The following is a 22,422-nucleotide window of genomic DNA, read 5'->3' as shown; positions in this document are numbered from 1 at the left end:
GAAGACAACCATGCGCATGCGTTTCGCTTTCGCCGGCCTCGTCGCCGCCCTCGTGGCCACCGGTGCCGCCCACGCCCAGGACTTCAAGCCGCGCATCGTGCGCTTCGGCTACGGCCTGGTCGACAACTCCAACCAGGGCCGCGCCGTGCGCTTCTTCGCCCAGGAGGTCGAGAAGGCCAGCGGCGGCAAGATGAAGATCCGCGGCATCGGCAATGCCTCGCTCGGCTCCGACACCCAGATGCAGCAGGCCTTGATCGGCGGTGCGCAGGAGATGATGGTCGGCTCCACCGCCACCCTGGTCGGCCTGGTGCCCGAGATGGCCGTGTGGGACACGCCCTTCCTGTTCTCCACCGCCAAGGAGGCCGACACGGTGCTCGACGGCCCCACCGGCGAGGCCGTCAAGGCGAAGCTGGAGCCCAAGGGCATGGTCGGCCTGGTGTACTGGGAGAACGGCTTCCGCAACCTCACCAACAGCAAGCGGCCGGTCACCAAGCTGGAGGACCTGAACGACGTCAAGCTGCGCGTGATGCAGAACAACGTGTTCCTCGACAGCTTCAAGACGCTGGGCGCCAATGCGGTGCCGCTGCCCTTCTCGGAGCTGTTCACCGCGCTGGAGACGCGCGCCGTCGACGGCCAGGAGAACCCGTACAACACGGTGCTCTCGAGCAAGTTCTATGAAGTGCAGAAGTACCTGACGGTCACCAACCACGTCTACAGCCCCTGGATCGTCACCGTGAGCAAGAAGTGGTGGGACACCCTCAGCCCCGCCGAGAAGAAGGTGCTGCAGGACGCCGCCGTCAAGAGCCGCGACTTCGAGCGCAAGGACACGCGCGAGGAAGCCGCCCAGGCCCTGGCCGAGCTCAAGACCAAGGGCATGCAGGTCAACGAGCTGCCGCTTGCCGAGGCCAACCGCATGCGCGAGAAGCTCACGTCGGTGCACGCCGGCATCGCCAAGTCCGTGGGTCAGGAGACCTGGGATTCGGTCAACGCGGCGGTTGCCAAGGCCCGCGGCGGCAAGTAAGGCGCGCCGCGACGGCCCGGCGCGCGGGGCGGGCGTTGCAATCCGACGCGCGTGCCGGGTCGGTTGCGACGTACGATTGACTCCGTAGTTTCCCCAGCCCCACGCGCCCGCCATGCCCCGCACCTCCCTGCACCCCACGCTCCACGCCGTCACCGAACGCATCCGCGAAAAAAGCCGCGCGCTGCGTACGGCCTACCTGCAGCAGATCGCCGAAATCGGCGGCCGCCAGCGCGGCTCCGACCGCATGGGCTGCGCCAACGTGGCCCACGCCGTGGCCGGCGTGCCCGCCAACGACAAGCTGCGCATCGTGGCGGAGCGCGCGCCCAACATCGGCATCGTGACGGCCTACAACGACATGCTGTCGGCCCACGCGCCTTTCCGTACGTACCCCGAAGTCCTCAAGGACGAGGCCCGCAAGCTGGGCGCCACGGCCCAGGTGGCCGGCGGCGTGCCGGCCATGTGCGACGGCGTCACGCAGGGCACGCCGGGCATGGAGCTGTCGCTGTTCAGCCGCGACACCATCGCCATGGGCACCGCCGTGGCCCTCACGCACGACATGTTCGATGCCGCGCTGATGCTGGGCATCTGCGACAAGATCGTGCCGGGCCTCCTGATCGGCGCGCTGCACTTCGGCCACCTGCCCACCGTGTTCGTGCCGGCCGGCCCCATGCCCTCGGGCCTGTCGAACAGCGCCAAGGCCAAGGTGCGCGAGCAAGCAGCGCAAGGCCTGGTCGGCCGCGAAGGCCTGATGGAGGCCGAGATGGCCGCCTACCACGACCAGGGCACCTGCACCTTCTACGGCACGGCCAACAGCAACCAGATGCTGATGGAGGCCATGGGCCTGCATGTGCCGGGCACCGCCTTCATCCAGCCGCACGACGGCCTGCGCGAGCACCTCACGCGCGAGGCCGTGCGCACCGTGCTCGGCAAGACGGCTGCCGACGGCTACGCGGTGCCGCCCATCGGCGAGCTGGTGGACGAGCGCTGCATCGTCAATGCCATGGTGGCGCTGCTGGCCACCGGCGGCTCGACCAACCACCTGATCCATTGGGTGGCGGTGGCGCGCGCGGCCGGCATCCTGATCGACTGGAACGACTTCTCGCAGCTGTCCGACGTGGTGCCGCTGCTGACCCGCGTGTACCCCAACGGCACGGCCGATGTGAACGGCTTCCAGCAGGCGGGCGGTCCCGGCTTCGTGATCCACGAGCTGATGGAGGCCGGCCTGATGCATGCCGACGTGCGTACCGTGCGCCCCGGCGGCCTGGCCGAGTACGCGCAGATTCCGCAGGGCGCCGACGACGGCGGCCTGCGCTGGGTGCCCGCCTGGCCGTCGAAGGACGTGGACGTGGCCCGGCCGGCCAACAATCCCTTCAGCGCCACCGGCGGGCTCAAGCTGCTAACCGGCAACCTGGGCCGCAGCGTGATCAAGGTGTCCTCGGTGCCCGACGACCGCCATGTGATCGAGGCGCCGGCGCAGGTCTTCGACTCGCAGGCTGCGCTGCAGAAAGCCTTCGCGGCCGGTGAGTTGGAGCGCGACGTGGTCTGCGTGGTGCGCTGGCAGGGCCCGCAGGCCAACGGCATGCCCGAGCTGCACAAGCTCACGCCGCCGCTGTCGGTGCTGCAGGGCAAGGGTTTCAAGGTGGCGCTGGTCACCGACGGCCGCATGAGCGGCGCGTCGGGCAAGGTGCCGGCTGCCATCCATGTTTCGCCGGAGGCCGCTGCCGGTGGCCCGCTGGCCAAGGTGCGCGATGGCGACCTGATCCGCCTGGACGCCGTGGCCGGCACGCTGGCCGTGCTGGTGCCCGACGACGAATGGGCCCAGCGCGAGCCCGCCGTGATGTCGGCCGAGCAGCGCGCCGCCGACGGCCGCGGTCTGGGGCGCGAACTCTTCGCCGGCATGCGCCGCAACGCCACTGCCGCGGAAGAGGGCGCCTGCACCTGGCTGTAAGCCCGGCACCGGCTCTCTGTTTTGCGACCCTTCTTTACGCCTTGCCAAGGCCCACTGCCATGAACCAGACCCTCACCGCCCTCGACGTGATGCAAGACGCACCCGTCATTCCCGTCATCGTGTTGCAGGACCCGCAGGATGCCGTGCCCCTGGCCCGCGCGCTGGCGGCCGGCGGCATCCGCATGCTCGAAGTCACCCTTCGCACGCCGGTGGCGCTGGAATGCATCGAGCGCATCGCCAAGGAAGTGCCCGAGGCCGTGGCCGGCGCCGGCACCATCCGCAGCGCCGCCGACGCGCAGGCGGCTGCGCTGGCCGGTGCCCGCTTCGGCGTCAGCCCGGGCTACACCCGCGCCGTGGGCAAGGCCTGCCACGATCTCGGCCTGCCGCTGCTGCCGGGAGTGGCCACCGGCAGCGAGATCATGATGGCGCAGGAAGACGGCTACCAGCAGCTCAAGTTCTTCCCGGCGCTGCAGGCGGGCGGTGCGCCCATGCTCAAGGCCTGGCAGGGCCCTTTCGGCGAGGTGAAGTTCTGCCCCACCGGCGGCATCCATGCGGGCAATGCAGCGGAGTTCCTGGCGCTCGCCAATGTGGCCTGCGTGGGCGGCTCGTGGATCGTGCCGGCCGATGCCATCGCGCAGAAGGACTGGGCCCGCATCGAGACCCTGGCCCGCGAGGCCAAGGCCCTGTCCCGCTGATGCAGGACGCTGGCGCCACGGGGCGCTAGAGTCGCTGGTCATGACTGCATCCAACGTTTTCGATCCCGCCTCCATCGAGGTCATCGCCTTCGACGTCTTCGGCACCGTCGTGGACTGGCACAGCGGCATCGCCGCCGAGGTCGAGCGGCTGCTGCCCGGTACCGACGGCAGCGCCTTCGCCCTGGCCTGGCGCGCCGGCTACCAGCCCGCCATGAAGGCCGTGATGGAACGGCTGGCCGAAGGCGAGGGCGGCTTCACCCTGCTCGACGAGCTGCACCTGAGCATCCTGGAGACCGTGCTGGCCGACTTCTCCATCGGCTCCGAGCGGCTGGACCGCGCTGCCAAGCGCGAACTCAACCGCGCCTGGCACCGGTTGCCTGCCTGGCCCGATGCGGTGGCGGGGCTCACGCGGCTCAAGCGTCGCTACACCATCTGCCCGCTGTCCAACGGCAACATCGGCCTGCTCACCAACATGGCCAAGCGCGCGGGCCTGCCCTGGGACTGCGTGCTCTCGGCCGAGGTGTTCAAGGCCTACAAGCCCGATCCGCGCACCTACCTGGGCGTGGCCGGCGTGTTCGACCTGCCGCCCAACCGCGTGATGCTGGCCGCTGCCCACCACAACGACCTGGCGGCCGCGCGTCACTGCGGCCTGGCGACCGCGTACATCGAGCGCCCCGCGGAGTTCGGCCCGTCGCGTCCCAAGGACGTTTCGCCTCAGCCGGGCAACGACCTGCACACGCGGGACATCGGGCACCTGGCGGACCTGCTGGGCTGCTGAGCGCCCGCGCGAACGCCGCGCGCCATTGGCCCCACGGCGGCGGTTGGCGCGGTGCTCCGCTAGGCTCCGATGCTTTGTTGCGCACCGAGGAGCCTTCCGGATGAGTCCCCTGTTCGAACCCCTGCGCCTGGGCGCACTGACGCTGCCCAACCGCATCGTCATTGCGCCCATGTGCCAGTACTCCGCCGAGGAGGGCCGGGCGGCCGACTGGCACTGCATCCACTACGGGCACCTGGCCCTGTCCGGCGCCGGAATGCTGATCCTGGAGGCGACCGCCGTCTCGCCCGAGGGCCGCATCAGCCCGGCCGATCTGGGCCTCTACGACGAGGCGTCCGAAGCGGCGATGGCCGACATGCTCCGCGCGATACGCGGGCACTCCGACATGCCGATCGCCGTGCAACTGGCCCACGCCGGACGCAAGGCCTCCAGCCGCGCGCCCTGGGACGGCGGCAGCCAGCTGCGTCCCGATGAACCCGGCGGCTGGCTGGCCGTGGCGCCCAGCGCATTGCCGCATGGCGATGGGGAAGTGCCGCCTGCGGCGCTCGACGATGCGGGTCTGGCCAAGGTCCGTGACGATTTCGTCGCTGCCGCGAAGCGCGCCGTGCGCGTCGGCCTGCAGGGCATCGAGCTGCATGCGGCCCATGGCTATCTGCTGCACCAGTTCCTGTCGCCGCTGGCCAATGCGCGCAGCGACGGCTACGGCGGCACCCTGGAGAAGCGCATGCGCTTCCCGCTGGAGGTGTTCGAGGCCGTGCGCGCCGCCGTGCCGGCCGAGGTGCCGGTGTGGGTGCGTGTCTCCGCCACCGACTGGGTCGATGGCGGCTGGGATCTGCCCAGCACGGTGGCCTTCGCCGAGGCGCTCAAGGCGTGCGGCTGCAGCGCGATCCACGTCTCCAGTGGTGGCGTGTCGCCCCAGCAGAAGATTCCGGTGGGCCCGGGCTACCAGCTCGGCTTTGCCCGCGAGGTCAAGGCGCGCGTCGGCTTGCCAACTCTGGGTGTGGGCCTGATCACCGAGGCGCGCCAGGCCGAAACCGCCATTGCCGAGGGCCAGGCCGACGCGGTGGCGCTGGCGCGGGCCATGCTGTACGAGCCGCGTTGGCCCTGGCATGCCGCGGCCGAACTCGGCGCCCAGGTGAACGCGCCGCGGCAGTACTGGCGTTCGCAGCCGCGCGAGTTCAAGGACCTGTTCACCGGCGCGCGCATCGCGCAGCGCTGAAGCGGCCGCCGGTGGCTGGCCCATCAGCGCGCCAGCGCGTGCATCTCCGCGATCAGGTCGGCCTTGCCCTCGAAGCCGATGCCCGGCAGCGGCGGCAGGTGCACATGGCCGTTGTCCACCTTCACGCCATCGGGAAAGCCGCCGTAGGGCTGGAACAGGTCGGGATAGCTTTCGTTGCCGCCCAGGCCCAGGCCGGCCGCGATGGCCAGCGACATCTGGTGCCCGCCGTGCGGAATGCAGCGGCTGGGTGACCAGCCGTGGTCCTTGAGCATGTCGAGCGTGCGCAGGTACTCGACCAGGCCATAGCTCAGCGCGCAGTCGAACTGCAGCCAGTCGCGGTCGGGCCGCATGCCGCCATGGCGGATCAGGTTGCGCGCGTCCTGCATCGAGAACAGGTTCTCGCCCGTGGCCAGCGGGCCGGCATAGGCCTCGCCCAGGCGGGCCTGCAGCTCGTAGTCCAGCGGGTCGCCGGCCTCTTCGTACCAGAAGAGCGGGTACTGCGACAGGGCGCGGCCGTAGTCGAGTGCCGTGGGCAGGTCGAAGCGGCCGTTGGCGTCCACGGCCAGCTGCTGGCCGGGTGCCAGCATCTTGAGCACGGCCTCGATGCGCTCGCAGTCCTCGGCCAGCGGCGCGCCGCCGATCTTCATTTTGACCACCGAGTAGCCGCGGGCCAGGTAGCCCTCCATTTCCTGCCGCAGGCCATCCAGCCCCTTGCCCGGGTGGTAGTAGCCGCCCGCCGCGTAGACGAAGACGCGCGGGTTGGCTTGGCCGTTGCCGTAGCGCTCGGCCAGCAGCTGGAAGAGCGGCTTGCCCTCGATCTTGGCCACGGCGTCCCACACCGCCATGTCGATGGTGCCGACCGCCACCGAGCGCTCGCCGTGGCCGCCGGGCTTCTCGTTGCTCATCATGCAGGCCCAGATGCGGTGCGGGTCGAGGTTGTCGCCCGTCTCGTCGCGCAGGTTGGCCGGGTCGGCCTCCAGCACGCGCGGGATGAAGCGCTCGCGCATCAGCGCGCCCTGGCCGTAGCGGCCGTTGGAATTGAAGCCGTAGCCGATCACCGGTCGCCCGTCGCGGATCACGTCGGTGACCACGGCCACCAAGCTCAGGGTCATCTTCGAGAAGTCGATGTAGGCGTTGCGGATGTTGGATTTGATGGGCCGCGTGGATTCGAGGATGTTGACGATCTTCATGGCGAGCGCGTGGGTGATAGGTCGAAGAAAAAGAAAAGAGCGGGTTCAGCGGGGCAGCGACGAGCCGCCGCAGATGGCGATGTCCTGCCCGGTGATGGCCGCCGCCTGGGGCGAGAGCAGGAAGGTGGCGAGGGCGGCGATTTCCGCCGGCTCGATCAGCCGGCCGATGGGCGGCAGCCGCGGTGCACTGCCGGCGCGGGCCGGGTCCTGAAGCATGCCGGTGGCCGTGGCGGCGGGCGAGATGACGTTGACCGTCACGCCCTGCGCCGCCACCTCGGCGCCCCAACTGCGGGCCAGCGCGACCAGCGCCGCCTTGGTGGCCGCGTACTGGCTGCGGCCCGGCATGCCCTGCGCTACCCGGCTGCCGATGAAGACGACCCGGCCCTTGCGGCGCTCGGCCATGCCGGGCACCAGCGCGTCGGCCAGGCGGCTGGCGGCGTCCACATGCAGGCGCCACATCAGCTCGCCGGCCTCGGCATCGAGCTGGCCCAGCGGGCCGACGCGCAGCACGCCGGCCGCATGCACCAGGGCCTGGGCCGGCGGCAGCGTGGCGCACAGACGGGCGATGGCGGCGCCGTCGCGCAGGTCGATGGCGTGGCCCGTGAAGGCGGCATGCACGATCGAGGCGGGCGCGGCGTCGAGCCCGCTGACCTGCCAGCCGGCATCGAGCAGCGCCATGGCGATGGCACGCCCGATGCCGCTGCTGCTGCCGCTGACGACGGCATGCGGCTGGGGCTGCGGCACTGCGGTGCTGCCCTCAATCGACACGGATGTTGCCCTCCGTGATGATCTTGCGCGAGCGCTCCATGTCGGCCTGCTGGAAGGCGGCGAATTCCTCCGCCGTGCCGGGCGTGAGCAGCAGGCCCTGCGAGCCCAGCAGCGTCTTCATCTCGCCCGCCAGGGCCTTGTTGGTCTCGGCATTGAGGCGGCGGGTGATGTCGGCCGGCGTTCCGGCCGGCGCCCACAGGCCGTACCAGCTGTAGAACTCGTAGCCCGGCAGCGTCTCGGCCACCGTGGGCACGTCGGGCAGGCTGGCCGCGCGCTGGGCCGAGGTGACCGCCACCACGCGCAGCATGCCGCTCTTGTGGTACTGCAGCGAGCCGAGGATCGGGTCGATGAAGCCGTCGATCTGCCCGCCGATCAGGTCCTGGAAGGCGGGCGCTGTGCCCTTGTAGGGCACGATCAGGTAGTCCAGATTGCCGGCGCGGCGCAACAGCTCGGTCGCCAGGTGGCCGGCCGAGCCGATGGAGCCGACCGCGAAGGTCATCTTGCCGGGGTTGGACTTGGCGTAGGCCATCAGCGAGCGCACGTCGGTGATCGGCAGGTTCTTGTTGACCGCCACCGACAGCGGCGCCTTGGCCACCAGCGCCACCGGCGCGAAGTCGCGCACCACGTCGTAGCGCACCGACTTCATGGTCATCGGCGCCGTGGTGAAGGTCGAGGCGTTGAACAGCAGCGTGTAGCCGTCGTTGCCGGCCTTGGCCACCACCTCGGCACCGATGGCGCCATTGCCGCCCGGACGGTTCTCGACCAGGAAGGTCTGGCCCATCTGCTCGCCCAGCTTCTGGGCCAGCATGCGGCCGACCGTGTCGAGCGTGCCGCCGGGCGGGAAGGGAATGATCACCCGCACCACCCGGTTGGGCCAGCCCTGCGCCATCACGGGCGCGGCGGCGGCCAGCGTGGCGGCGCCCAGGGCGCCGTGCAAAAAGCGTCTGCGTTGCAGCATGGTGTTGTCTCCGGTGTCGTTGTTCCGAGGAGCCGTGCGGACGGCTCAGCGGCGCAGCAGGCCGGCCTGGCGGCAGGCGGCGCGCAGGGCGTCCATCTCCTGCGGATTGGGCGCCTCGGTGGGCGGGCGCGCGGTGGCGCGCTCCAGCACGCCGGCCAGGTACATGCCGCCCTTCATGCGCGCATGGGCCTCGCCCGTGGGCTCGCCGCCGCCGTAGACGGCGTCCTTCAGCGGGGTGATCACGGCCTGGATGGCCATCGCCTTCTTCAGGTCGCCGGCCTTCACCGCGGCCCACAGGTCGATGATGAGTTGCGGGATGAAGGTGGCGAAACCCACCAGCGCGCCGTCCACGCCCTGCACCATCGAGGCCAGCAGGTATTCGTCGTGGCAGGTCAGGATCGCCTTTGCCGGGTTGGCCTCGCGGATGGCCTGGATGTCCCGGGCGTACTTGTTCATGTCCCGCTGGCCGACCTTGAAGGCCTGCAGGTACGGCAGGCGGGCCAGCTCGGCCAGCAGCTGCGAGCTGTACGAGGCGCGCGTCCAGGCGGGGTAGACGTGGCAGACCAGGTCCAGCTCGGGCGCGGCGCGGTGGATGGCCTCGAAGTACTGCAGCGCATGACCCGGCGTGAAGCCGAAGCGCAGCCAGTGGTGGGGCGGCATCACGTCCAGCGCCGCGGCGCCGGCGGCCTGGGCGGCGCGTGCGTGTTCTGCCGCCTCGGCCAGGCCTTCGCAGACGATGGACGAGATCACCGGCAGACGGCCGCGCAGTTCGTCGGCCACGATGCGCGTGACCTCGGCCCGCTCGGCGGGGGTGAGCGAGAAGACCTCGCCCGTGTGGCCGTTGGTCATCACGGCCACCACGCCCTCATGGCCGGCGAGCCAGCTGGCAAGCTGGCGCAGGGCCGGCTCGTCGATGCGATGGTCGGGGGTGAAGGGGCAGGCGATGGCGGGGATGATCCCCCGATAATTTTCGATGGACGGCATTGCAGGTCTCCGTGCGGTGCGATGGGTGAAGGAAGCGGAGCGGATGATTCCGCGCCGGCCCCCGGACCGTCCAATACTCGAATCGCATACAACTATCGCGGGCCGTGCGGCCCCGCAGGAGACGCCCATGGGCCCGGGCAACCGCCCCCTCGACCTCGACTGGCTGGAAGACTTCGTCGCGCTGGCCGACACCGGCAGCTTCTCGCGCGCGGCCGAGGTGCGGCACATCGCGCAGCCCGCCTTCAGCCGCCACATCCGGTCGCTGGAGGAATGGGTGGGCGTGGAGCTGTGCGACCGCAGCGCCCATCCGGTGGCGCTCACGGCGGCGGGGCAGCGGTTCCTACCGTTGCTGCGCGGCGTGCTGGCTGGACTGGAGGCTGCACGCCAGAAGGCCCGCGCCGCCCACGAGTCGGCCGCAGCCAGCCTGCGCTTCGCGGCCACGCATGTGCTGTCGTTGACCTGGTTCCCGGCCTGGCTGGCCGGACTGGAAGGGCGGCTGCGCATCGGCCCGGTGCAAACGCTGTCGGACAGCTCCCTGGCCTGCGAGGACCTGGCGCTTCAGCGGCGCGTGCAGTTCGTGCTGTGCCATGGCCATGCCGAGGTGGCGGGCCGGCTGGACGAGGCGCAGCATCCGTGGCTGCGGCTGGATGGCGATGTGCTGCTGCCGCTGTCGGCGCCGGATGCGCAGGGGCGGCCAATGCACGACCTGGTTGCGGGTGGCCCGCTGCCCGTGCTGGCCTACAGCGAGGCTTCGGGCCTGGGGCGCATCCTGCGTGCCCAACTGCGCGAACTGTTCGGCGACGAGGCTCAGGCCGCCGTTGAACCCCGCGCCTCCATTGTCTTCACGGCCCACCACGCCATCCTGCTCAAGGCCATGGTGCGCGAAGGCAAGGGCGTGGCCTGGTTGCCGGCCAGCCTGGTGCAGGATGAGCTGCGCAGCGGCGCGTTGGTGGATGCGGGCGGCGGGGGATGGCGGGTGCCGGTCGAGATCCGGCTGTACCGCCAGCCGGCGGCGATGTCGGCGCTGGCGGAGTCGCTGTGGCGGCTGGTGAGCCTGCCTGGGGACGCAGCGGGGCAGTGAGTCGGTGGGCAACGCGATGCGACGGGGCGCCGCATCGCACATCGGTCAGCGCAGGCCCTGGCCGGTGCCGGCGTCGTCCTTGCGTTGGATCAGTTCGATCTTGTAGCCATCCGGATCCGTCACGAACGCGATGACCGTCGTGCCGCCCTTCACCGGCCCCGGTTCGCGCGTCACGTTGCCGCCCGCCGCCTTGATCTTGTCGCAGGCCGCGTAGGCGTCCGGCACGCCCAGGGCGATGTGGCCGTAGGCGGTGCCCATCTCGTAGCTGTCGGTGCCCCAGTTGTAGGTCAGCTCGATCTCGGCCTGCTCGGGGTTGCCGTTGCCGAAGCCCAGGAAGGCCAGGCTGTACTTGTATTCGGGGTTCTCGCTGGTGCGCAGCAGGTTCATGCCGAGCACCTGGGTGTAGAAGTCGATGGAGCGCTGGAGGTTGCCAACGCGCAGCATGGTGTGCAGCAGTCGCATGGTGTCGTGGGGGAGGGAACGAAAGCCCGGATTCTCCGGTGTGATCGGTTCCTCGTCGCGGCTCGCAGCAAAAGCCCGCTGTCACCGCCGGCGCTCAGACGGGCCGCGCCATCTCCCGCCACTGCGCCAACCGGCCGTTGTGCATCACGCCGATGCGGTCGGCCATGGTGTGGGCCTCGGCCTCGTGGTGCGTGACGAGGATGGCGGTCTGCCCCGCGGCGCGCAGGATGTCGCGCACCTGCACCGTCAGGTGCTGGCGGGTGGCGCCGTCGAGGTTGGAGAAGGGTTCGTCCATCAGCAGCAGCGCGGGCGCAGGCGCCAGCGCGCGGGCCAGGGCGATGCGCTGCTGCTGGCCGCCGGACAGTTCATGCGGATAGCGGCTGGCAGCCTCAGCCAGTCCCACCACACCCAGCAGCTCGCGCACGCGCGCCTCCTGCGCGGGCCGCGGTTGCCGGCGCAGGCCGAAGGCCACGTTCTGTGCGGCCGTGAGGTGCGGAAAGAGCGCGTATTCCTGGAACACCATGCCCACCTGCCGCCGCTCCGGCGCCAGATGCACGCCCGGTCCGGAGAGCAGTTGCCCGCCGAGCCGGATGTGCCCGGCGCGCACCGGCTCGAAGCCGGCCACGGCGCGCAGCACGGTCGTCTTGCCGCAGCCCGAGGGACCGAGCAGGCAGCCGATGTGGCCGCCCTCGAGCGTCAGAGAGAAGCCGTCCACCACGGTGTGCAGGCCCCGCGGCGTGTCGTAGCCGAGGCGAAGGTGGTCGATGTGCAGGGCGGCAGCGGTCGTCATGGATGGGGCGTGATGTCGTCGGCCTGCACCGCCGTGCCGCTGACGGGCGTGCGGGCCAGCAGGGCCACGGGCAGCAGGCCGGCCAGCACGATCAGCAGGGCGGCGATGGCGCCTTCCTCGTAGGTGCCGCGGGCGGCCTCGGCATAGAGCCAGGTGGCCAGGGTGTCGAAGTCGGCGGGGCGCAGCAGCAGCGTGGCGGGCAGCTCCTTCATGGCGTCCACGAAGACCAGCAACGCGCCGGCCGACAGGGCAGGGCGCAGCAGTGGCAGGTGCACGCGGCGCAACGTGCCCAGCGGGCTTTCGCCCAGCAGGCGCGAGGCCTGTTCGAGCGAGGCGGGAATGCGAGACAGCCCAGCCTCGATGCCGCCCACCGGCATGGCCAGGAAGCGGATCGTGCAGGCGACGACCAGCGTCACGCCCAGGCTCATCAGCGGCAGGCCGGGAAGGCCGAACAGGGTGGCGATGCCGGCATCGGCCGCCAGTGCCGGCGTGAGCAGGCCGATGGCCAGCACGGTGCCGGGCAGCGCATAGCCCAGGCTGGCGGCGCGGGCCGGCCAGCGGCGCGGCGTCATGGCGCCGGGCGGCTGGCGCGTAGCCCAGGCCACCACCAGGCCGGCGGCCACGGCCAGCACCGTCACGCCCAGCGCGACCGCCAGCGTGTTGCCCAGGCTGCCGATGAGCGCCGGCGAGACGCCGCCGCCCAGCCGCAGGCGCTTGATGGTTTCCCACACCAGGTAGGTGGCCGGTGCCGCGAAGCCGATCAGCACCGGCAACAGCGCGGCCAGCGTGGCGCCCAGGGCGGCCGGCCCCTGCAGGCGCCGCGGCGTCACCGCGCGCATGCGCTGCGCGGAGCCGAAGCGCTGGTGCCGGCGGCCGTGGCGCTCCAGCAGCACCAGCGCGACCACCATCGCCAGCATGGCGCAGGCGATCTGTGCGGCGCCGGCCAGGTCGGAGCGGGTGATCCAGGTGGTGTAGACCGCCACAGTGAGCGTGTTGACGCCCAGGAATTCCGAGGCGCCGATGTCGTTGAGCGTCTCCAGCAGCGCCAGGCTCAGGCCCACCGCCAGGGCCGGGCGGGCCAGCGGCAGCGCCACGCGTCGGAAGGCGCCCCAGCGGCCTTCGCCCAGCAGGCGCGCGGCCTCCATCAGGTGCGCGGGCTGGGTCACGAACATGGCCCGCGCCGTCATGTAGACATAGGGGTACAGCACCATGCCCAGCACGAAGACCGCGCCGCCCATGGAGCGCAGGTCGGGCAGGCGGAACTGCCGCGGGCTGTCGTAGCCAAGGGCCCATCGGATGGCGCCCTGCACCGGCCCGAGCGGATGCAGCAGGTCCAGGTAGGCGAAGGCCACGATGTAGGTCGGCATGGCCAGCGGCAGCAGCAGTGCCCATTGCAGCCAGCGATGGCCCGGAAAGTCGCAGGTGGCGACCAGCCAGGCGCAGCCGGTGCCCACCCCCAGGGTGAGGGCGCCCACGCCCGCCAGCAGCAGCGCGGTGTTGAGGGCTGCTTCAGGCAGCACATGGGTGGCCAGATGCGCCCAGTGCGTCAGGTCGGCGCCCAGGGCCAGCCAGACGAGGCTGGCCACCGGCGCCAGCACGCCCAGGGCGATGGCGACCGTGGCCGCATGCCAAAGCCGCCCGACGGGACGCAGGCCCGCGGGGCGGCGCATGAAGGGCGCGAAGCGCAGCGGCTTACTTGTCGAAGCCAACCTTGTCCACCAGCAGGCTGGCCTGCTTGCGGTGCTTGGCGATCTCGGTCAGCGGCAGCGGGTCGACCTTCAACTCGCCGATCGTCTGGCCGATGATCGGGTCGAGTGCCACACCCTTGCGGACCGGGTACTCGTAGTTGGCCTGGGCGTACATGGCCTGCGCGGGCTCGGAGACGAGGAACTCCAGCAGCTTGACCGCATTGGCCTTCTGCGGCGCATGCTTGGCCACGGCGGCGCCACTGATGTTGACGTGCGTGCCGCCCGGCTGCGTGCCGCCGAACACCGGCCGCACGACCTGGATGCCGTCACCCCACTTGCGGGCGTCGCTGCCTTCCTTGGAGCCCTTCATCTGGCCCACGTAGTAGGAGTTGGCCAGGCCCACGTCGCAGATGCCGCCCAGGATGTCGCGGGCCACGTCGCGATCGCCTCCGGTGGGCTTGCGCGCCAGATTGGCCTTGACGCCGCTGAGCCACTGCTCGGTCTTCGCCTCGCCGTGGTGGGCGATCATGGCCGCCACCAGGGCTGTGTTGTAGGGATGCTGGCCGGCGCGGATGCAGACCTTGCCCTTCCACTTGGCGTCGGCCAGATCCTCGTAGCGGAAGGTGGGCAGCTTCAGGCCCTTGTCCGCATACAGCACGCGGGCGCGCATCGACAGCGCATACCACTGGCCGTCGCTGCCGCGCAGGTTGGCCGGAATGGCGGCATTCAGCGCGGCCGACTGCACGGGCTGCGTGGTGCCGGCCTCGACCAGATCCAGCAGGTTGCCCACATCCACCGTCATCAGCACATCGGCCGGCGAGCGCTGGCCCTCCGCCTTGACGCGCTCGACCAGGCCGTCCTTGACGAACACGGTCTTGACCTGGATCTGCGTCTGCTGCGTGAAGGCGGCCAGCAGCGGCTGGATCAGCCCGGGCTCGCGGGTGGTGTAGACGGTGACTTCGCCCTGGGCCTGCGCAGCGACGGCTGCGGTGCCGACGAGGCCGGCGAGCAAGGCGCGGCGCGCCCAGGCGCCACGGGGCGCGATCGATGCTTTCATTGGGATTCCCACTCCAGGTTTTTTGAACAGGTCGACCGGTCAGCCGACGGGCGCCGCGCTTCTCGTCGTTGTTGTGCTTGCGGGCTGAGAAGCATTATCAACGCCGGCCTGCGGTGTCTTCATCAAACCTGGATGGAACGTCGGGTTGCTCCGGCGCTGAGCTCAGCGCGGACGCAGGTCGAACACGAGGCAAGTGGTCGTGGCATGCGCGTAGAGCGTGCCGTCGGGGCCCACCAGCCGTGCCTCGGCCGTGGCCAATTGCCGGCCGCAGTGGATGACCTGGCCGATGGCCCGCACGCGCGGCACCTGCGGCGTGATCGCGCGGACCATGTTGATGCCCAGCTCCGCGGTCGTGTAGCTGCGGCCGGCCGGCAGGCTGGTGTGCACGGCGCAGCCCAGGGCGGAGTCGAGCAGGGTGGCGAACCAGCCGCCATGCACCGTGCCCAGCGGGTTCAGGTGGCGCACCTGCGGCTGGCCCTGGAAGACGGCACGGCCGGCCACGGCCTCGATCAGCACGAAGTCCAGCGTGCGGGCGATCTCGGCATAGGGCAGCTCGCCGGCCAGCATCGCCTGCATCACCTCCAGCCCGCTGCGGCCCATCACCTGTTCAGGCCTTGCCACGCCGGGGCCGGCACCGGCATCCATCCGCGCGCGGACCGTGGCCTCGTCGTCCAGCCAGCGCTGCAGTTCGTTCGTGCTGTCGCTCATCGCATCTCCTTTGATTGCATATGCAATAGTTGCATCTACAATCATAGGCCATGAACACCATCGTCAAGCCGAAGGGCTGCACCAACTTCAAGCTGCGCCAGCTAGGGCGGCGCGTTTCGCGCCTGTACGACGCCGAGCTGGCGCAGGTCGGCCTCAAGACCACGCAGTACTCGCTGCTGTCGCATGTGCTCAAGCTGGGGCCGTTGCGCCCGGTCGACCTGGCGCGTGCCATGGGCCTCACCGCCTCGACGCTGACGCGCAACCTGCAGCCGCTGCTGGCCGCCGGCTGGATCGAGCAGGCCGAGGGGCCCGATGCGCGCAGCCGGCTGCTGCACATCACCGACGCCGGCCGCGAGAAGCGGACCGAGGCGCAGCGCCGCTGGCGCGCCGCGCAGGAACGATTGAACGATCTGCTGGGCCTGGACCGGGTGCTGGCCCTGCATGCGCTGCTCGACGAGGCCATCGACCTGCTGCGCGCCAACGAGGACGGCGATGCCGACGAAGGAGAAGAGCATGAGTGATTCCACCCCGGCCGCCGGCGCGGTGCGCCTGCCCGCCCTGTGGCTGGTGCTGCTGGCCGCCGCCGGCACTTTCGCGCTGACGATGGGCGTGCGCCAGACCATGGGCCTGTACCTGCCCTCGCTCAACACCGCCACGCATCTGGGGCTGGGCAGCATCAGCCTGGCCTTCGCCTTCGGCCAGCTGTGGTGGGGCCTGACGCAGCCCTTCGCCGGCGCCCTGGCCGACCGCGTCGGCACCGCGCGCACCGTCTTGCTCGGCGTGGTGCTGGTGGCCATCGGCACCTTCATCACGCCGTACATGACGAGCACGCTGGGGCTGATCCTGGCCGTGGGTGTGCTGGCGGCGGGCGGGGCGGGCATGGCGGGTCCCTCGGTCATGATGGGCGCGACCATGCGGCTGGTGCCCCCGGCCCGTCGCGGGTTGGCGACCGGCGTGGTGAATGCGGGCGGCTCCTTCGGCCAGTTCGCGCTGGCGCCGGTGGCCATCGGTTTGACGGCGGCGGTGGGGTGGGCCGCGTCGATGCAGTGGCTGGGCGTGCTGGTGCTGCTGGCCCTGCCGGCGGCCTGGGTGCTTCGGGGCAATTCGCGCGCGCTGGTGGCGCAGCAGGCGGCGGCCGGTGGGCCTCGCGCCCTGACGGTGCGCGAGGCCATCGGCCAGGCGCTGGCCACCCCCAGCTACCGCTACCTGGCCGCGGGCTTTCTGGTCTGCGGCTTCCATGTGGCCTTCCTGGCCACGCATCTGCCCAGCGTGGTGGCGGCCTGCGGCCTGCCGCCGGCGGTGGGCGGCTGGTCGCTGGCGGTGATCGGCCTGTTCAACATCGTCGGCAGCCTGGCCATGGGCTGGGCCCTGGGGCGCTGGCGCATGAAGTCGCTGCTGTCGCTGGTGTATGCGACGCGGGCGGTGGCGGTGCTGGTCTTCCTGCTGGCGCCCAAGACCGTGGCCGTGATGCTGGTCTTTGCGGCAGTGATGGGCGTGAGCTTTCTCTCCACCGTGCCGCCGACAGCGGGACTGGTCGCCAAGATGTTCGGGCCGGCCAACATGGCCATGCTCTTCGGCCTCGTGATGCTGTCGCATCAGATCGGCGGCTTCCTGGGTGCGTGGATGGGCGGCTGGGTGTTCGAGCGCACCGGCAGCTACGACCTCATGTGGTGGATCGACATCGCGCTGGCGGCCGGCGCCGCGCTGGTCAACCTGCCGATCCGCGAGTCGCCACCCGCGCGCGCCATGGCGCCGGCCTGAGCCTCCGTCTTCTTCGCACCCCACCGCGTCACGGCGGCCGCAGCAATGCGCCGCCGCCGCTTGCCGCATCCAGGACCTCGCCATGACCTCATCGACTCCCCGGCTCGACCCGCGCACCCGCATGCTGCTGGAGGCGCCCATCACGCCCACGCTGCTGCGCCTGGCCGTGCCCAACATCGCCGTGATGTTCGCGCAGGCGGCCATCGGCCTGGTGGAGACCTACTTCGTCGGCCGTCTCGGCACCGATGCGCTGGCTGGCATGGCGCTGGTCTTTCCGCTGGTGATGCTGATGCAGATGAGCTCGGCCGGCGCGATGGGCGGCGGCATCGCTTCGGCCATTGCACGCGCCCTGGGCGCGGGCCGGCGCGACGACGCGCATCGGCTGGTTTGGCAGGCGGTGGCCATCGCGCTGGGCTTCGGCTTGGCCTGCATGGGGGTCATGTGGCTCGCGGGCGGCTGGCTCTATGCCCGCATGGGCGGGGAGGGCCCGGTGCTGGCCGCGGCGCTGACCTATTCGCACTGGGTCTTCGGCGGCGCCGTGCTGGTGTGGCTGTTCAACTCGCTGGCGGCGGTGGTGCGCGGCACCGGCAACATGGCGCTGCCGGCGCTGGTGACCATCGTGGGCGTGGTGGTGGCCGTGCCGCTGTCGCCCATGCTCATTTCCGGCTGGGGCCCGATTCCGGCGCTGGGCATCGCGGGCGGGGCCATCGCGCTGCTGCTGTACTACCTGGGCGGCACGGTGGCGCTGGCGCTGTACCTGCGTTCGAGGCGCAGCCTGCTGCAACCGGCATGGTCGCAGGCGCAATGGAGCTGGCCCCTGATGCGCGGCGTGCTGCGCGTGGGCCTGCTGGGCGCGGTATCGACCGCAGCGACCAACCTCAGCATCGGCATCGCCACCGGACTGGCGGGCCACTGGGGCGCGGGCGCCATCGCCGGCTATGGCACCGGTGCGCGACTGGAGTACCTGCTGGTGCCGCTGGTCTTCGGCCTGGGCGCGCCGCTGGTCGCGATGGTGGGCACGAGCATGGGCGCCGGTCGCCCGGAGCGTGCACTGCGCGCGGCGGCCATCGGCGCCGCCCTGGCCTTCGGCATGACGACGGTGATCGGCGTGGCGGCTGCGCTCTGGCCGCTGGCCTGGCTGCGGCTGTTCGGCCAAGACGCGGCGATGCTGGAGGCGGGCACCTCGTACCTGCGCGCCGTGGGGCCCTTCTACGGCTTCTTCGGGGTCGGGCTGGTGCTGTATTTCGCCTCGCAGGGCGCGGGCCGGTTGATGTGGCCCGTGCTGGGCAACCTGCTGCGCCTGCTGGTGGCGGGCGTTGGCGGGCTGGTCGTGGTCGCATCGGGTGGCACGCTGGCCCAGGTGTTCGCGGCGCAGGCGGCCGCCCTGGTCGTCTACGGCCTGGTTATCGCCTGGAGCATCGCTGGCGGCGCCTGGTTCGGCCGGGTGGGATGGCCACGCTGGCCCGGACGTGAAAACGCCACCCTGGGTGGGATGGCGCTTCGCTCAGACCGTTGACCGGTCAGTAACGATAGGGGTTGTGCGGCCGGCGGTCGTAGCGGTTGGGCACGCCGTCCCGGTCGGCATCACCCCAGCCGCGACGGTGGTGCGGGGGGCGGTGATAGTGGTGCGGCGGCGGACCGTAATACCGCGGCGGCGGGCCGTAGTAATGGCGCGGCGGCGGCGGGTAGTACACCGGTGCGGGCACCGGCACGTAGGCGGGGGCCGGCGGCGGGCCTCCCAGGTACACCTGCGCCTGGATGCTCGGGCCGCTGGCTTGCGCGAGGGCCGGGACGGCGAGTCCGGCCAGCGCCAGCGCACCTGCCGAGAAGGCCATGGTCAACTTGTTCATCACGACTCCTTGCTTCCTGTCGGTTGTTGGTGAAGCAATGGTCGCCGCCGCTTGTCAATGCCATGTAAGCGGCCCGAGAAGCGTGGAAAGAAGTTGTGAGCATTTGGCTGCCCTCGTGAAACGAAGGCCTGCCGAATGCGACAGCCGTGTCAGGGTGTGACGGTCGCGGGCGCCGGCAGCATGCGCCGCAGCGCCTCGAAGAACAGGTCGGACTGCTCCCTTTCGCCCTGCACCTGGGCCGCGACGCGCGCAGCGATCCCGGGTGCCACCGGCGCCAGGGGCCGGCCGGTGCTCTGCGCCAGCACCTGGTGCAGGCAGGCGCGCTCCAGGTAATAGAGGTCGTCGTAGGCATGGGCCACCGTGGCGCCCGCCACGATGACGCCGTGGTTGGCCAGGAAGGCGACGTCCTTGCCCTGGTCGGCGGCCATGGTGCGCGCGATGCGCTCGCCTTCGGCATCGTCCAGCGCCAGGCCGTTGTAGTGTGGATCGATGGCGATGCGGTCCATGTAGCGCATCGCGTTCTGGCTCAGCGTCGGGTCGAGCGCGCGGTCGGCCGTGAGCGTGAGGGCGGTGGCATAGGGTGCGTGCACATGCATGACCACCGCATGGCCGGTCAGCCGATGGATGGCACCGTGGATGAACAGGGCCGTGGGCTCCACGCGATGGCTGCCCGCCAGCACCTGGCCGTGCACGTCGATCATCACGATGTCGTCCGGGCCGACCTCGCTCCAGTGCAGGCCGCGCGGGTTGATGAGGTAGCGCGCCGGCTCGCCGGGCAGCATCACGCTGAAGTGGTTGCAGACGCCTTCGCCCAGGCCGTGGTGCGCCGCGGCGCGCAGGGCCAGGGCGAGGTCCTCGCGCAGCTGGCGCACGGCGGGGCTGTGGAAGTCGGTGTGGGCGTCGAGGGTCATCTGAAAAGCTTGGTGCAGGAGGGGGCAGGAAGGCAGGCCGGGCGGCCCGCGGGCATTGTGGCGCGCAGACGGTTGCAACCGCGGGGTGCGCCACTGCCTTCAACCAACCGCTGGCGCGGCACGCGCTGACGCGGGCGGGAAATCCTCCAGGATCATCCGCAGCAGAAGGGCCGCCGCCGGCGGCAGCACACGCCCGTGGCGCGACACCACATGCACCCGCCCCTGCGACAGCAGGGCATTGCGCATCGGCAAGGCCGCCACGCGGCTGCCATCCGGTGCCGCGGGCATGGGCAGGCGAGCCGACAGCGCGTAACCCAGGCCCGCCATCACGAACTGGCCCAGCGCATGGAAGGAGGTGGTGCTCAGCTGCGTGGGCAGCCGCACGCCTTCGCTGATCTCGGTGGCCTCGATGTGCTGGCGAACGCCGAAGTCGCGATGCAGCGTGGCGCCGCGGTAGGGCAGCAGGTCCGCCAGCCGCAGCGGCCGGCCGAGTTGCGCGAGCGGATGCGTCTGCAGCACCAGCGTGAGGATCGGCTCCGGGTGCGAATGGTGCGAGCGCAGCCGCTCGTCGCGCGGCGGCTGGAAGAGCATGCCGATGTGGGCCCGCTCCTCCACGATCTCTCGCACGACGGCGTCGGTGCTGCCCACCGACAGGTCCACCGTGATGCCCGGATGCGCCGCCATGAAGCGCTGCAGGCTGTGGCGCATGAGCCAGTCGACGAAGCCTTCGCCGGCCACGATGTCGATGTGGCCCCGCTCCACCTTCTGGATGTCGTCGAGCTGCGCCAGCAGTTGCTGCTTCTGGGTGTGCTGGCGGCGCACGTAGGTGGCCAATAGCTCGCCCGCATCGGTGGGCACGACGCCCCGGCCCCGACGGTCCAGCAGGCGGACGCCGCATTCCTCCTCCAGCACGCCGATGGCGCGGCTGACGGCCGACGGGTCCATGCCCAGCACCTCGGCCGCACCGCGGACCGAACCGCTGTCGAGCACCTGCATGAAGTAGCGCATGCGACGGGCGTCGAGGCGGTCGTCCATCGCATTCATCGGGCGACCGCCTTCCAAGTGTTGCATTCCATGCAACGAATATCCCATTCGCCGGTCATTGATGCAACGGCGGCAAGTGCGGAGACTGGCGGCCGCCGCTGGAGGAGCGGTGTTTTCTTCAACCCATATCCGACCCCGGCGAGGGCGTCGAAGCCGATGAATCCAGCCATGCCACCTTCCACGGCCATGCCGGCCGCTGTCTTCATATCCACCGCGAGCGACAAGCTGCGCCTGGTGGTCGTCATCCTGGCCGTCGTGGCCGCGGCCGAGTGGATCGGTGCGGCACAGTTCAAGCTGGGACCGGGCAAGGTGGTGTTGCTGCCCATGCTGTGGGCGCTGCTCATCGCCGCGGCACTCGGCATCGCGCAGGCCCGACTGCCCCGGCTGATGCGTGTGGACCGCGGCCTGCAGGGGCTGGCGAGCGGACTGCTCAACGCGGGCCTGCTGCTCTTCGTTGTCAAGCTGGGCCTTACCGTGGGTGCCGCGCTGCCGATGGTGCGGCAGGCTGGCTGGGCCTTGCTCTTCCAGGAGTTCGGTCATGCCTTCGGCACCCTCGTGCTGGGATTGCCGTTGGCGCTGCTGCTGGGCATCAAGCGTGAAGCCGTGGGCGCCACCTTCTCGGTGGGCCGCGAAGGCAACCTGGTCATCATCGGGGAGAAATACGGCATGGCCTCGCCCGAGGGCCGCGGTGTGCTGGCCGAATACGTCACCGGCACCGTGCTCGGCGCGGTGTTCATCGCGGTGCTGGCGGGGTTCATCGCCAGCCTGCACATCTTCGATCCGCGCTCGCTGGCCATGGGGGCAGGCGTGGGTTCGGGCAGCCTGATGGCGGCGGCGCTGGGCGCGATCACAGCGCAGCAACCGGCCGAGCTGGTGCCCCAGCTCACCGCCATTGCCGCCGCCTCCAATTTGCTGACCTCGGTGGTGGGCTTCTACTTCACGCTCTTCCTGTCGCTGCCGGCCTGTTCCTGGCTCTATGGGCGGCTCGAACCGCTGCTCGGTCGTGCGACGGCGCGCGGGCGCCGCCCGGCCGTGGAAGCGCAGGCAGATCCCGCGCAAGCCGCCATGCCGGCCCACGCCGCACTTGGCCTGCGCGACACCGCACTGGCCTGGGTGGTGATGACCGGCGGTGTGATGGTGGGCAACCTGCTGTCGTACAAAGTGCCGTTGCTGACTTCGCTGGAGGGCATGCTGGTGGTGGTGCTGATCGTCGCCGTCGTCGAAGCGCTCAAGCGCCTGATGCCGCGGTTGCCCATGGTTCTCGCGCTGTCGGTGCTGGCCACCGTGATCGGCGTGCCCGGACTCTTTCCCTTTTCCGACACCGTGCTGGCCCTGACCGGCAAGCTCAACTTCCTGGCCTTCACCACGCCCGTGCTGGCCATGGCCGGCTTCTCGGTTGCGAAGGACCTGCCGCTGTTCCGCCAGCTGGGCTGGCGCATCGTGGTGGTGTCGCTGACGGCGACGGCCGGCACCTTCCTCGGCGCGACGCTGATCGCCGAGCTCTTCCACTGA

Annotated in this window: 23 protein-coding genes; 10 read left to right on the top strand and 13 right to left on the bottom strand. The window is 70.8% G+C overall.

The features are described 5' to 3' along the window. Positions 1-10: 10 nt before the first annotated feature. From ACT54X_RS03355 to ACT54X_RS03335, 5 genes are all read left to right on the top strand, one after another. Positions 11-1,021: a TRAP transporter substrate-binding protein gene (locus ACT54X_RS03355; RefSeq protein WP_476344993.1), complete on the top strand. Its 1,011-nt coding sequence runs from the start codon at positions 11-13 to the stop codon at positions 1,019-1,021. Between the two features lie 112 nt (positions 1,022-1,133). Further along, entirely contained in the window at positions 1,134-2,969 is a 1,836-nt protein-coding gene (gene edd / locus ACT54X_RS03350; protein ID WP_354318781.1) for a phosphogluconate dehydratase, read from the top strand. 59 nt (positions 2,970-3,028) lie between these two features. After that, on the top strand, positions 3,029-3,664 hold the full coding sequence (gene eda, locus ACT54X_RS03345; protein WP_294369737.1) for a bifunctional 4-hydroxy-2-oxoglutarate aldolase/2-dehydro-3-deoxy-phosphogluconate aldolase: 636 nt from the start codon (positions 3,029-3,031) through the stop codon (positions 3,662-3,664). Positions 3,665-3,704: 40 nt separating this feature from the next. Continuing rightward, positions 3,705-4,442, top strand: coding sequence for a haloacid dehalogenase type II (locus ACT54X_RS03340; RefSeq protein WP_354318779.1), 738 nt, complete (start codon positions 3,705-3,707; stop codon positions 4,440-4,442). A gap of 100 nt (positions 4,443-4,542) precedes the next feature. Beyond that, entirely contained in the window at positions 4,543-5,658 is a 1,116-nt protein-coding gene (locus tag ACT54X_RS03335) for an NADH:flavin oxidoreductase/NADH oxidase (protein ID WP_354318778.1), read from the top strand. Between the two features lie 23 nt (positions 5,659-5,681). Here ACT54X_RS03335 and ACT54X_RS03330 read toward each other — a convergent pair whose 3' ends face one another. The 4 genes from ACT54X_RS03330 to ACT54X_RS03315 are packed head-to-tail and all read right to left on the bottom strand — an operon-like array spanning position 5,682 to position 9,558. Continuing rightward, positions 5,682-6,848, bottom strand: coding sequence for a mandelate racemase/muconate lactonizing enzyme family protein (locus tag ACT54X_RS03330; protein WP_294369732.1), 1,167 nt, complete (start codon positions 6,846-6,848; stop codon positions 5,682-5,684). A 45-nt stretch (positions 6,849-6,893) separates the two neighbouring features. Then, positions 6,894-7,616, bottom strand: a complete 723-nt coding sequence (locus ACT54X_RS03325) for an SDR family NAD(P)-dependent oxidoreductase (RefSeq protein ID WP_476344989.1) — start codon at positions 7,614-7,616, stop codon at positions 6,894-6,896. Further along, on the bottom strand, positions 7,606-8,571 hold the full coding sequence (locus ACT54X_RS03320) for a Bug family tripartite tricarboxylate transporter substrate binding protein (protein WP_294369912.1): 966 nt from the start codon (positions 8,569-8,571) through the stop codon (positions 7,606-7,608). The genes ACT54X_RS03325 and ACT54X_RS03320 overlap by 11 nt, the downstream gene beginning before the upstream one ends. Before the next feature lie 48 nt (positions 8,572-8,619). Continuing rightward, positions 8,620-9,558 carry a dihydrodipicolinate synthase family protein gene (locus tag ACT54X_RS03315; RefSeq protein ID WP_294369729.1) on the bottom strand — a complete coding sequence of 313 codons (939 nt, stop codon included), beginning with the start codon at positions 9,556-9,558 and terminating at the stop codon, positions 8,620-8,622. A gap of 127 nt (positions 9,559-9,685) precedes the next feature. On the opposite strand from ACT54X_RS03315, the gene ACT54X_RS03310 reads away from it, so the two are divergent. Further along, complete coding sequence (locus ACT54X_RS03310; RefSeq protein ID WP_294369728.1) at positions 9,686-10,639, top strand: LysR family transcriptional regulator; 954 nt, start codon at positions 9,686-9,688, stop codon at positions 10,637-10,639. Positions 10,640-10,684: 45 nt separating this feature from the next. Here the strand turns inward: ACT54X_RS03310 and gloA are convergent, their stop codons facing one another. The 5 genes from gloA to ACT54X_RS03285 form a co-directional block, all read right to left on the bottom strand. Next, the gene (gloA, locus tag ACT54X_RS03305; protein WP_114804430.1) at positions 10,685-11,101 is read right to left on the bottom strand and encodes a lactoylglutathione lyase; all 417 of its coding nucleotides are present in this window, start codon (positions 11,099-11,101) and stop codon (positions 10,685-10,687) included. Positions 11,102-11,195: 94 nt separating this feature from the next. Further along, the gene (locus ACT54X_RS03300) at positions 11,196-11,891 is read right to left on the bottom strand and encodes an ABC transporter ATP-binding protein (RefSeq protein WP_294369727.1); all 696 of its coding nucleotides are present in this window, start codon (positions 11,889-11,891) and stop codon (positions 11,196-11,198) included. Next, the gene (locus ACT54X_RS03295) at positions 11,888-13,561 is read right to left on the bottom strand and encodes an ABC transporter permease (protein ID WP_294369909.1); all 1,674 of its coding nucleotides are present in this window, start codon (positions 13,559-13,561) and stop codon (positions 11,888-11,890) included. Before ACT54X_RS03295 ends, ACT54X_RS03300 begins: the two co-directional genes overlap by 4 nt. Positions 13,562-13,583: 22 nt before the next feature. Further along, a complete protein-coding gene (locus ACT54X_RS03290) occupies positions 13,584-14,636 on the bottom strand; it encodes a Fe(3+) ABC transporter substrate-binding protein (protein WP_294369725.1) in 1,053 nt (350 codons plus the stop codon). A gap of 162 nt (positions 14,637-14,798) precedes the next feature. Beyond that, positions 14,799-15,344, bottom strand: coding sequence for a PaaI family thioesterase (locus ACT54X_RS03285; protein ID WP_294369724.1), 546 nt, complete (start codon positions 15,342-15,344; stop codon positions 14,799-14,801). A 50-nt stretch (positions 15,345-15,394) separates the two neighbouring features. On the opposite strand from ACT54X_RS03285, the gene ACT54X_RS03280 reads away from it, so the two are divergent. The 3 genes from ACT54X_RS03280 to ACT54X_RS03270 all read left to right on the top strand — a co-directional run bounded on the left by ACT54X_RS03280 (position 15,395) and on the right by ACT54X_RS03270 (position 18,621). Next, on the top strand, positions 15,395-15,865 hold the full coding sequence (locus tag ACT54X_RS03280; protein WP_294369721.1) for a MarR family winged helix-turn-helix transcriptional regulator: 471 nt from the start codon (positions 15,395-15,397) through the stop codon (positions 15,863-15,865). After that, positions 15,858-17,105, top strand: coding sequence for an MFS transporter (locus ACT54X_RS03275; protein ID WP_294369720.1), 1,248 nt, complete (start codon positions 15,858-15,860; stop codon positions 17,103-17,105). The genes ACT54X_RS03280 and ACT54X_RS03275 overlap by 8 nt, the downstream gene beginning before the upstream one ends. Positions 17,106-17,187: 82 nt before the next feature. Next, entirely contained in the window at positions 17,188-18,621 is a 1,434-nt protein-coding gene (locus ACT54X_RS03270; protein WP_294369719.1) for an MATE family efflux transporter, read from the top strand. Positions 18,622-18,625: 4 nt separating this feature from the next. On the opposite strand, the gene ACT54X_RS03265 is transcribed toward ACT54X_RS03270, so the two are convergent. The 4 genes from ACT54X_RS03265 to ACT54X_RS03250 all read right to left on the bottom strand — a co-directional run bounded on the left by ACT54X_RS03265 (position 18,626) and on the right by ACT54X_RS03250 (position 21,080). Next, positions 18,626-18,955 carry a hypothetical protein gene (locus ACT54X_RS03265; protein WP_234192362.1) on the bottom strand — a complete coding sequence of 110 codons (330 nt, stop codon included), beginning with the start codon at positions 18,953-18,955 and terminating at the stop codon, positions 18,626-18,628. A gap of 149 nt (positions 18,956-19,104) precedes the next feature. Then, entirely contained in the window at positions 19,105-19,866 is a 762-nt protein-coding gene (locus tag ACT54X_RS03260; RefSeq protein WP_294369717.1) for an aldolase, read from the bottom strand. A gap of 99 nt (positions 19,867-19,965) precedes the next feature. Further along, positions 19,966-20,901 carry a LysR family transcriptional regulator gene (locus ACT54X_RS03255; RefSeq protein WP_476345107.1) on the bottom strand — a complete coding sequence of 312 codons (936 nt, stop codon included), beginning with the start codon at positions 20,899-20,901 and terminating at the stop codon, positions 19,966-19,968. Positions 20,902-20,906: 5 nt separating this feature from the next. Next, positions 20,907-21,080 (bottom strand): hypothetical protein, encoded by a 174-nt coding sequence (locus ACT54X_RS03250; RefSeq protein ID WP_294369715.1) that lies wholly within the window; start codon positions 21,078-21,080, stop codon positions 20,907-20,909. Here ACT54X_RS03250 and ACT54X_RS03245 point away from each other — a divergent pair. Next, positions 21,079-22,422, top strand: a complete 1,344-nt coding sequence (locus ACT54X_RS03245; RefSeq protein ID WP_294369712.1) for a DUF3100 domain-containing protein — start codon at positions 21,079-21,081, stop codon at positions 22,420-22,422. The two genes, ACT54X_RS03250 and ACT54X_RS03245, sit on opposite strands and share 2 nt — an antisense overlap.

This window comes from Pseudacidovorax sp. DMC4, from assembly GCF_056314265.1.
The sequence above is the reverse complement of the archived record's forward strand: the minus strand, read 5'-3'. Positions and strand labels throughout refer to the sequence as shown.

What these genes read in the sequence shown, in the direction of transcription:
- ACT54X_RS03355 (WP_476344993.1), top strand. Translation starts at nt 11, where the DNA reads ATGCGCATGCGTTTCGCTTTCGCCGGCCTCGTCGCCGCCCTCGTGGCC.
- edd (WP_354318781.1), top strand. Translation starts at nt 1,134, where the DNA reads ATGCCCCGCACCTCCCTGCACCCCACGCTCCACGCCGTCACCGAACGC.
- eda (WP_294369737.1), top strand. Translation starts at nt 3,029, where the DNA reads ATGAACCAGACCCTCACCGCCCTCGACGTGATGCAAGACGCACCCGTC.
- ACT54X_RS03340 (WP_354318779.1), top strand. Translation starts at nt 3,705, where the DNA reads ATGACTGCATCCAACGTTTTCGATCCCGCCTCCATCGAGGTCATCGCC.
- ACT54X_RS03335 (WP_354318778.1), top strand. Translation starts at nt 4,543, where the DNA reads ATGAGTCCCCTGTTCGAACCCCTGCGCCTGGGCGCACTGACGCTGCCC.
- ACT54X_RS03330 (WP_294369732.1), bottom strand. Translation starts at nt 6,848, where the DNA reads ATGAAGATCGTCAACATCCTCGAATCCACGCGGCCCATCAAATCCAAC.
- ACT54X_RS03315 (WP_294369729.1), bottom strand. Translation starts at nt 9,558, where the DNA reads ATGCCGTCCATCGAAAATTATCGGGGGATCATCCCCGCCATCGCCTGC.
- ACT54X_RS03310 (WP_294369728.1), top strand. Translation starts at nt 9,686, where the DNA reads ATGGGCCCGGGCAACCGCCCCCTCGACCTCGACTGGCTGGAAGACTTC.
- gloA (WP_114804430.1), bottom strand. Translation starts at nt 11,101, where the DNA reads ATGCGACTGCTGCACACCATGCTGCGCGTTGGCAACCTCCAGCGCTCC.
- ACT54X_RS03300 (WP_294369727.1), bottom strand. Translation starts at nt 11,891, where the DNA reads ATGACGACCGCTGCCGCCCTGCACATCGACCACCTTCGCCTCGGCTAC.
- ACT54X_RS03295 (WP_294369909.1), bottom strand. Translation starts at nt 13,561, where the DNA reads ATGCGCCGCCCCGCGGGCCTGCGTCCCGTCGGGCGGCTTTGGCATGCG.
- ACT54X_RS03290 (WP_294369725.1), bottom strand. Translation starts at nt 14,636, where the DNA reads ATGAAAGCATCGATCGCGCCCCGTGGCGCCTGGGCGCGCCGCGCCTTG.
- ACT54X_RS03285 (WP_294369724.1), bottom strand. Translation starts at nt 15,344, where the DNA reads ATGAGCGACAGCACGAACGAACTGCAGCGCTGGCTGGACGACGAGGCC.
- ACT54X_RS03280 (WP_294369721.1), top strand. Translation starts at nt 15,395, where the DNA reads ATGAACACCATCGTCAAGCCGAAGGGCTGCACCAACTTCAAGCTGCGC.
- ACT54X_RS03275 (WP_294369720.1), top strand. Translation starts at nt 15,858, where the DNA reads ATGAGTGATTCCACCCCGGCCGCCGGCGCGGTGCGCCTGCCCGCCCTG.
- ACT54X_RS03270 (WP_294369719.1), top strand. Translation starts at nt 17,188, where the DNA reads ATGACCTCATCGACTCCCCGGCTCGACCCGCGCACCCGCATGCTGCTG.
- ACT54X_RS03265 (WP_234192362.1), bottom strand. Translation starts at nt 18,955, where the DNA reads ATGAACAAGTTGACCATGGCCTTCTCGGCAGGTGCGCTGGCGCTGGCC.
- ACT54X_RS03260 (WP_294369717.1), bottom strand. Translation starts at nt 19,866, where the DNA reads ATGACCCTCGACGCCCACACCGACTTCCACAGCCCCGCCGTGCGCCAG.
- ACT54X_RS03255 (WP_476345107.1), bottom strand. Translation starts at nt 20,901, where the DNA reads ATGGACGACCGCCTCGACGCCCGTCGCATGCGCTACTTCATGCAGGTG.
- ACT54X_RS03245 (WP_294369712.1), top strand. Translation starts at nt 21,079, where the DNA reads ATGCCACCTTCCACGGCCATGCCGGCCGCTGTCTTCATATCCACCGCG.
- ACT54X_RS03250 (WP_294369715.1), bottom strand. Translation starts at nt 21,080, where the DNA reads ATGGCTGGATTCATCGGCTTCGACGCCCTCGCCGGGGTCGGATATGGG.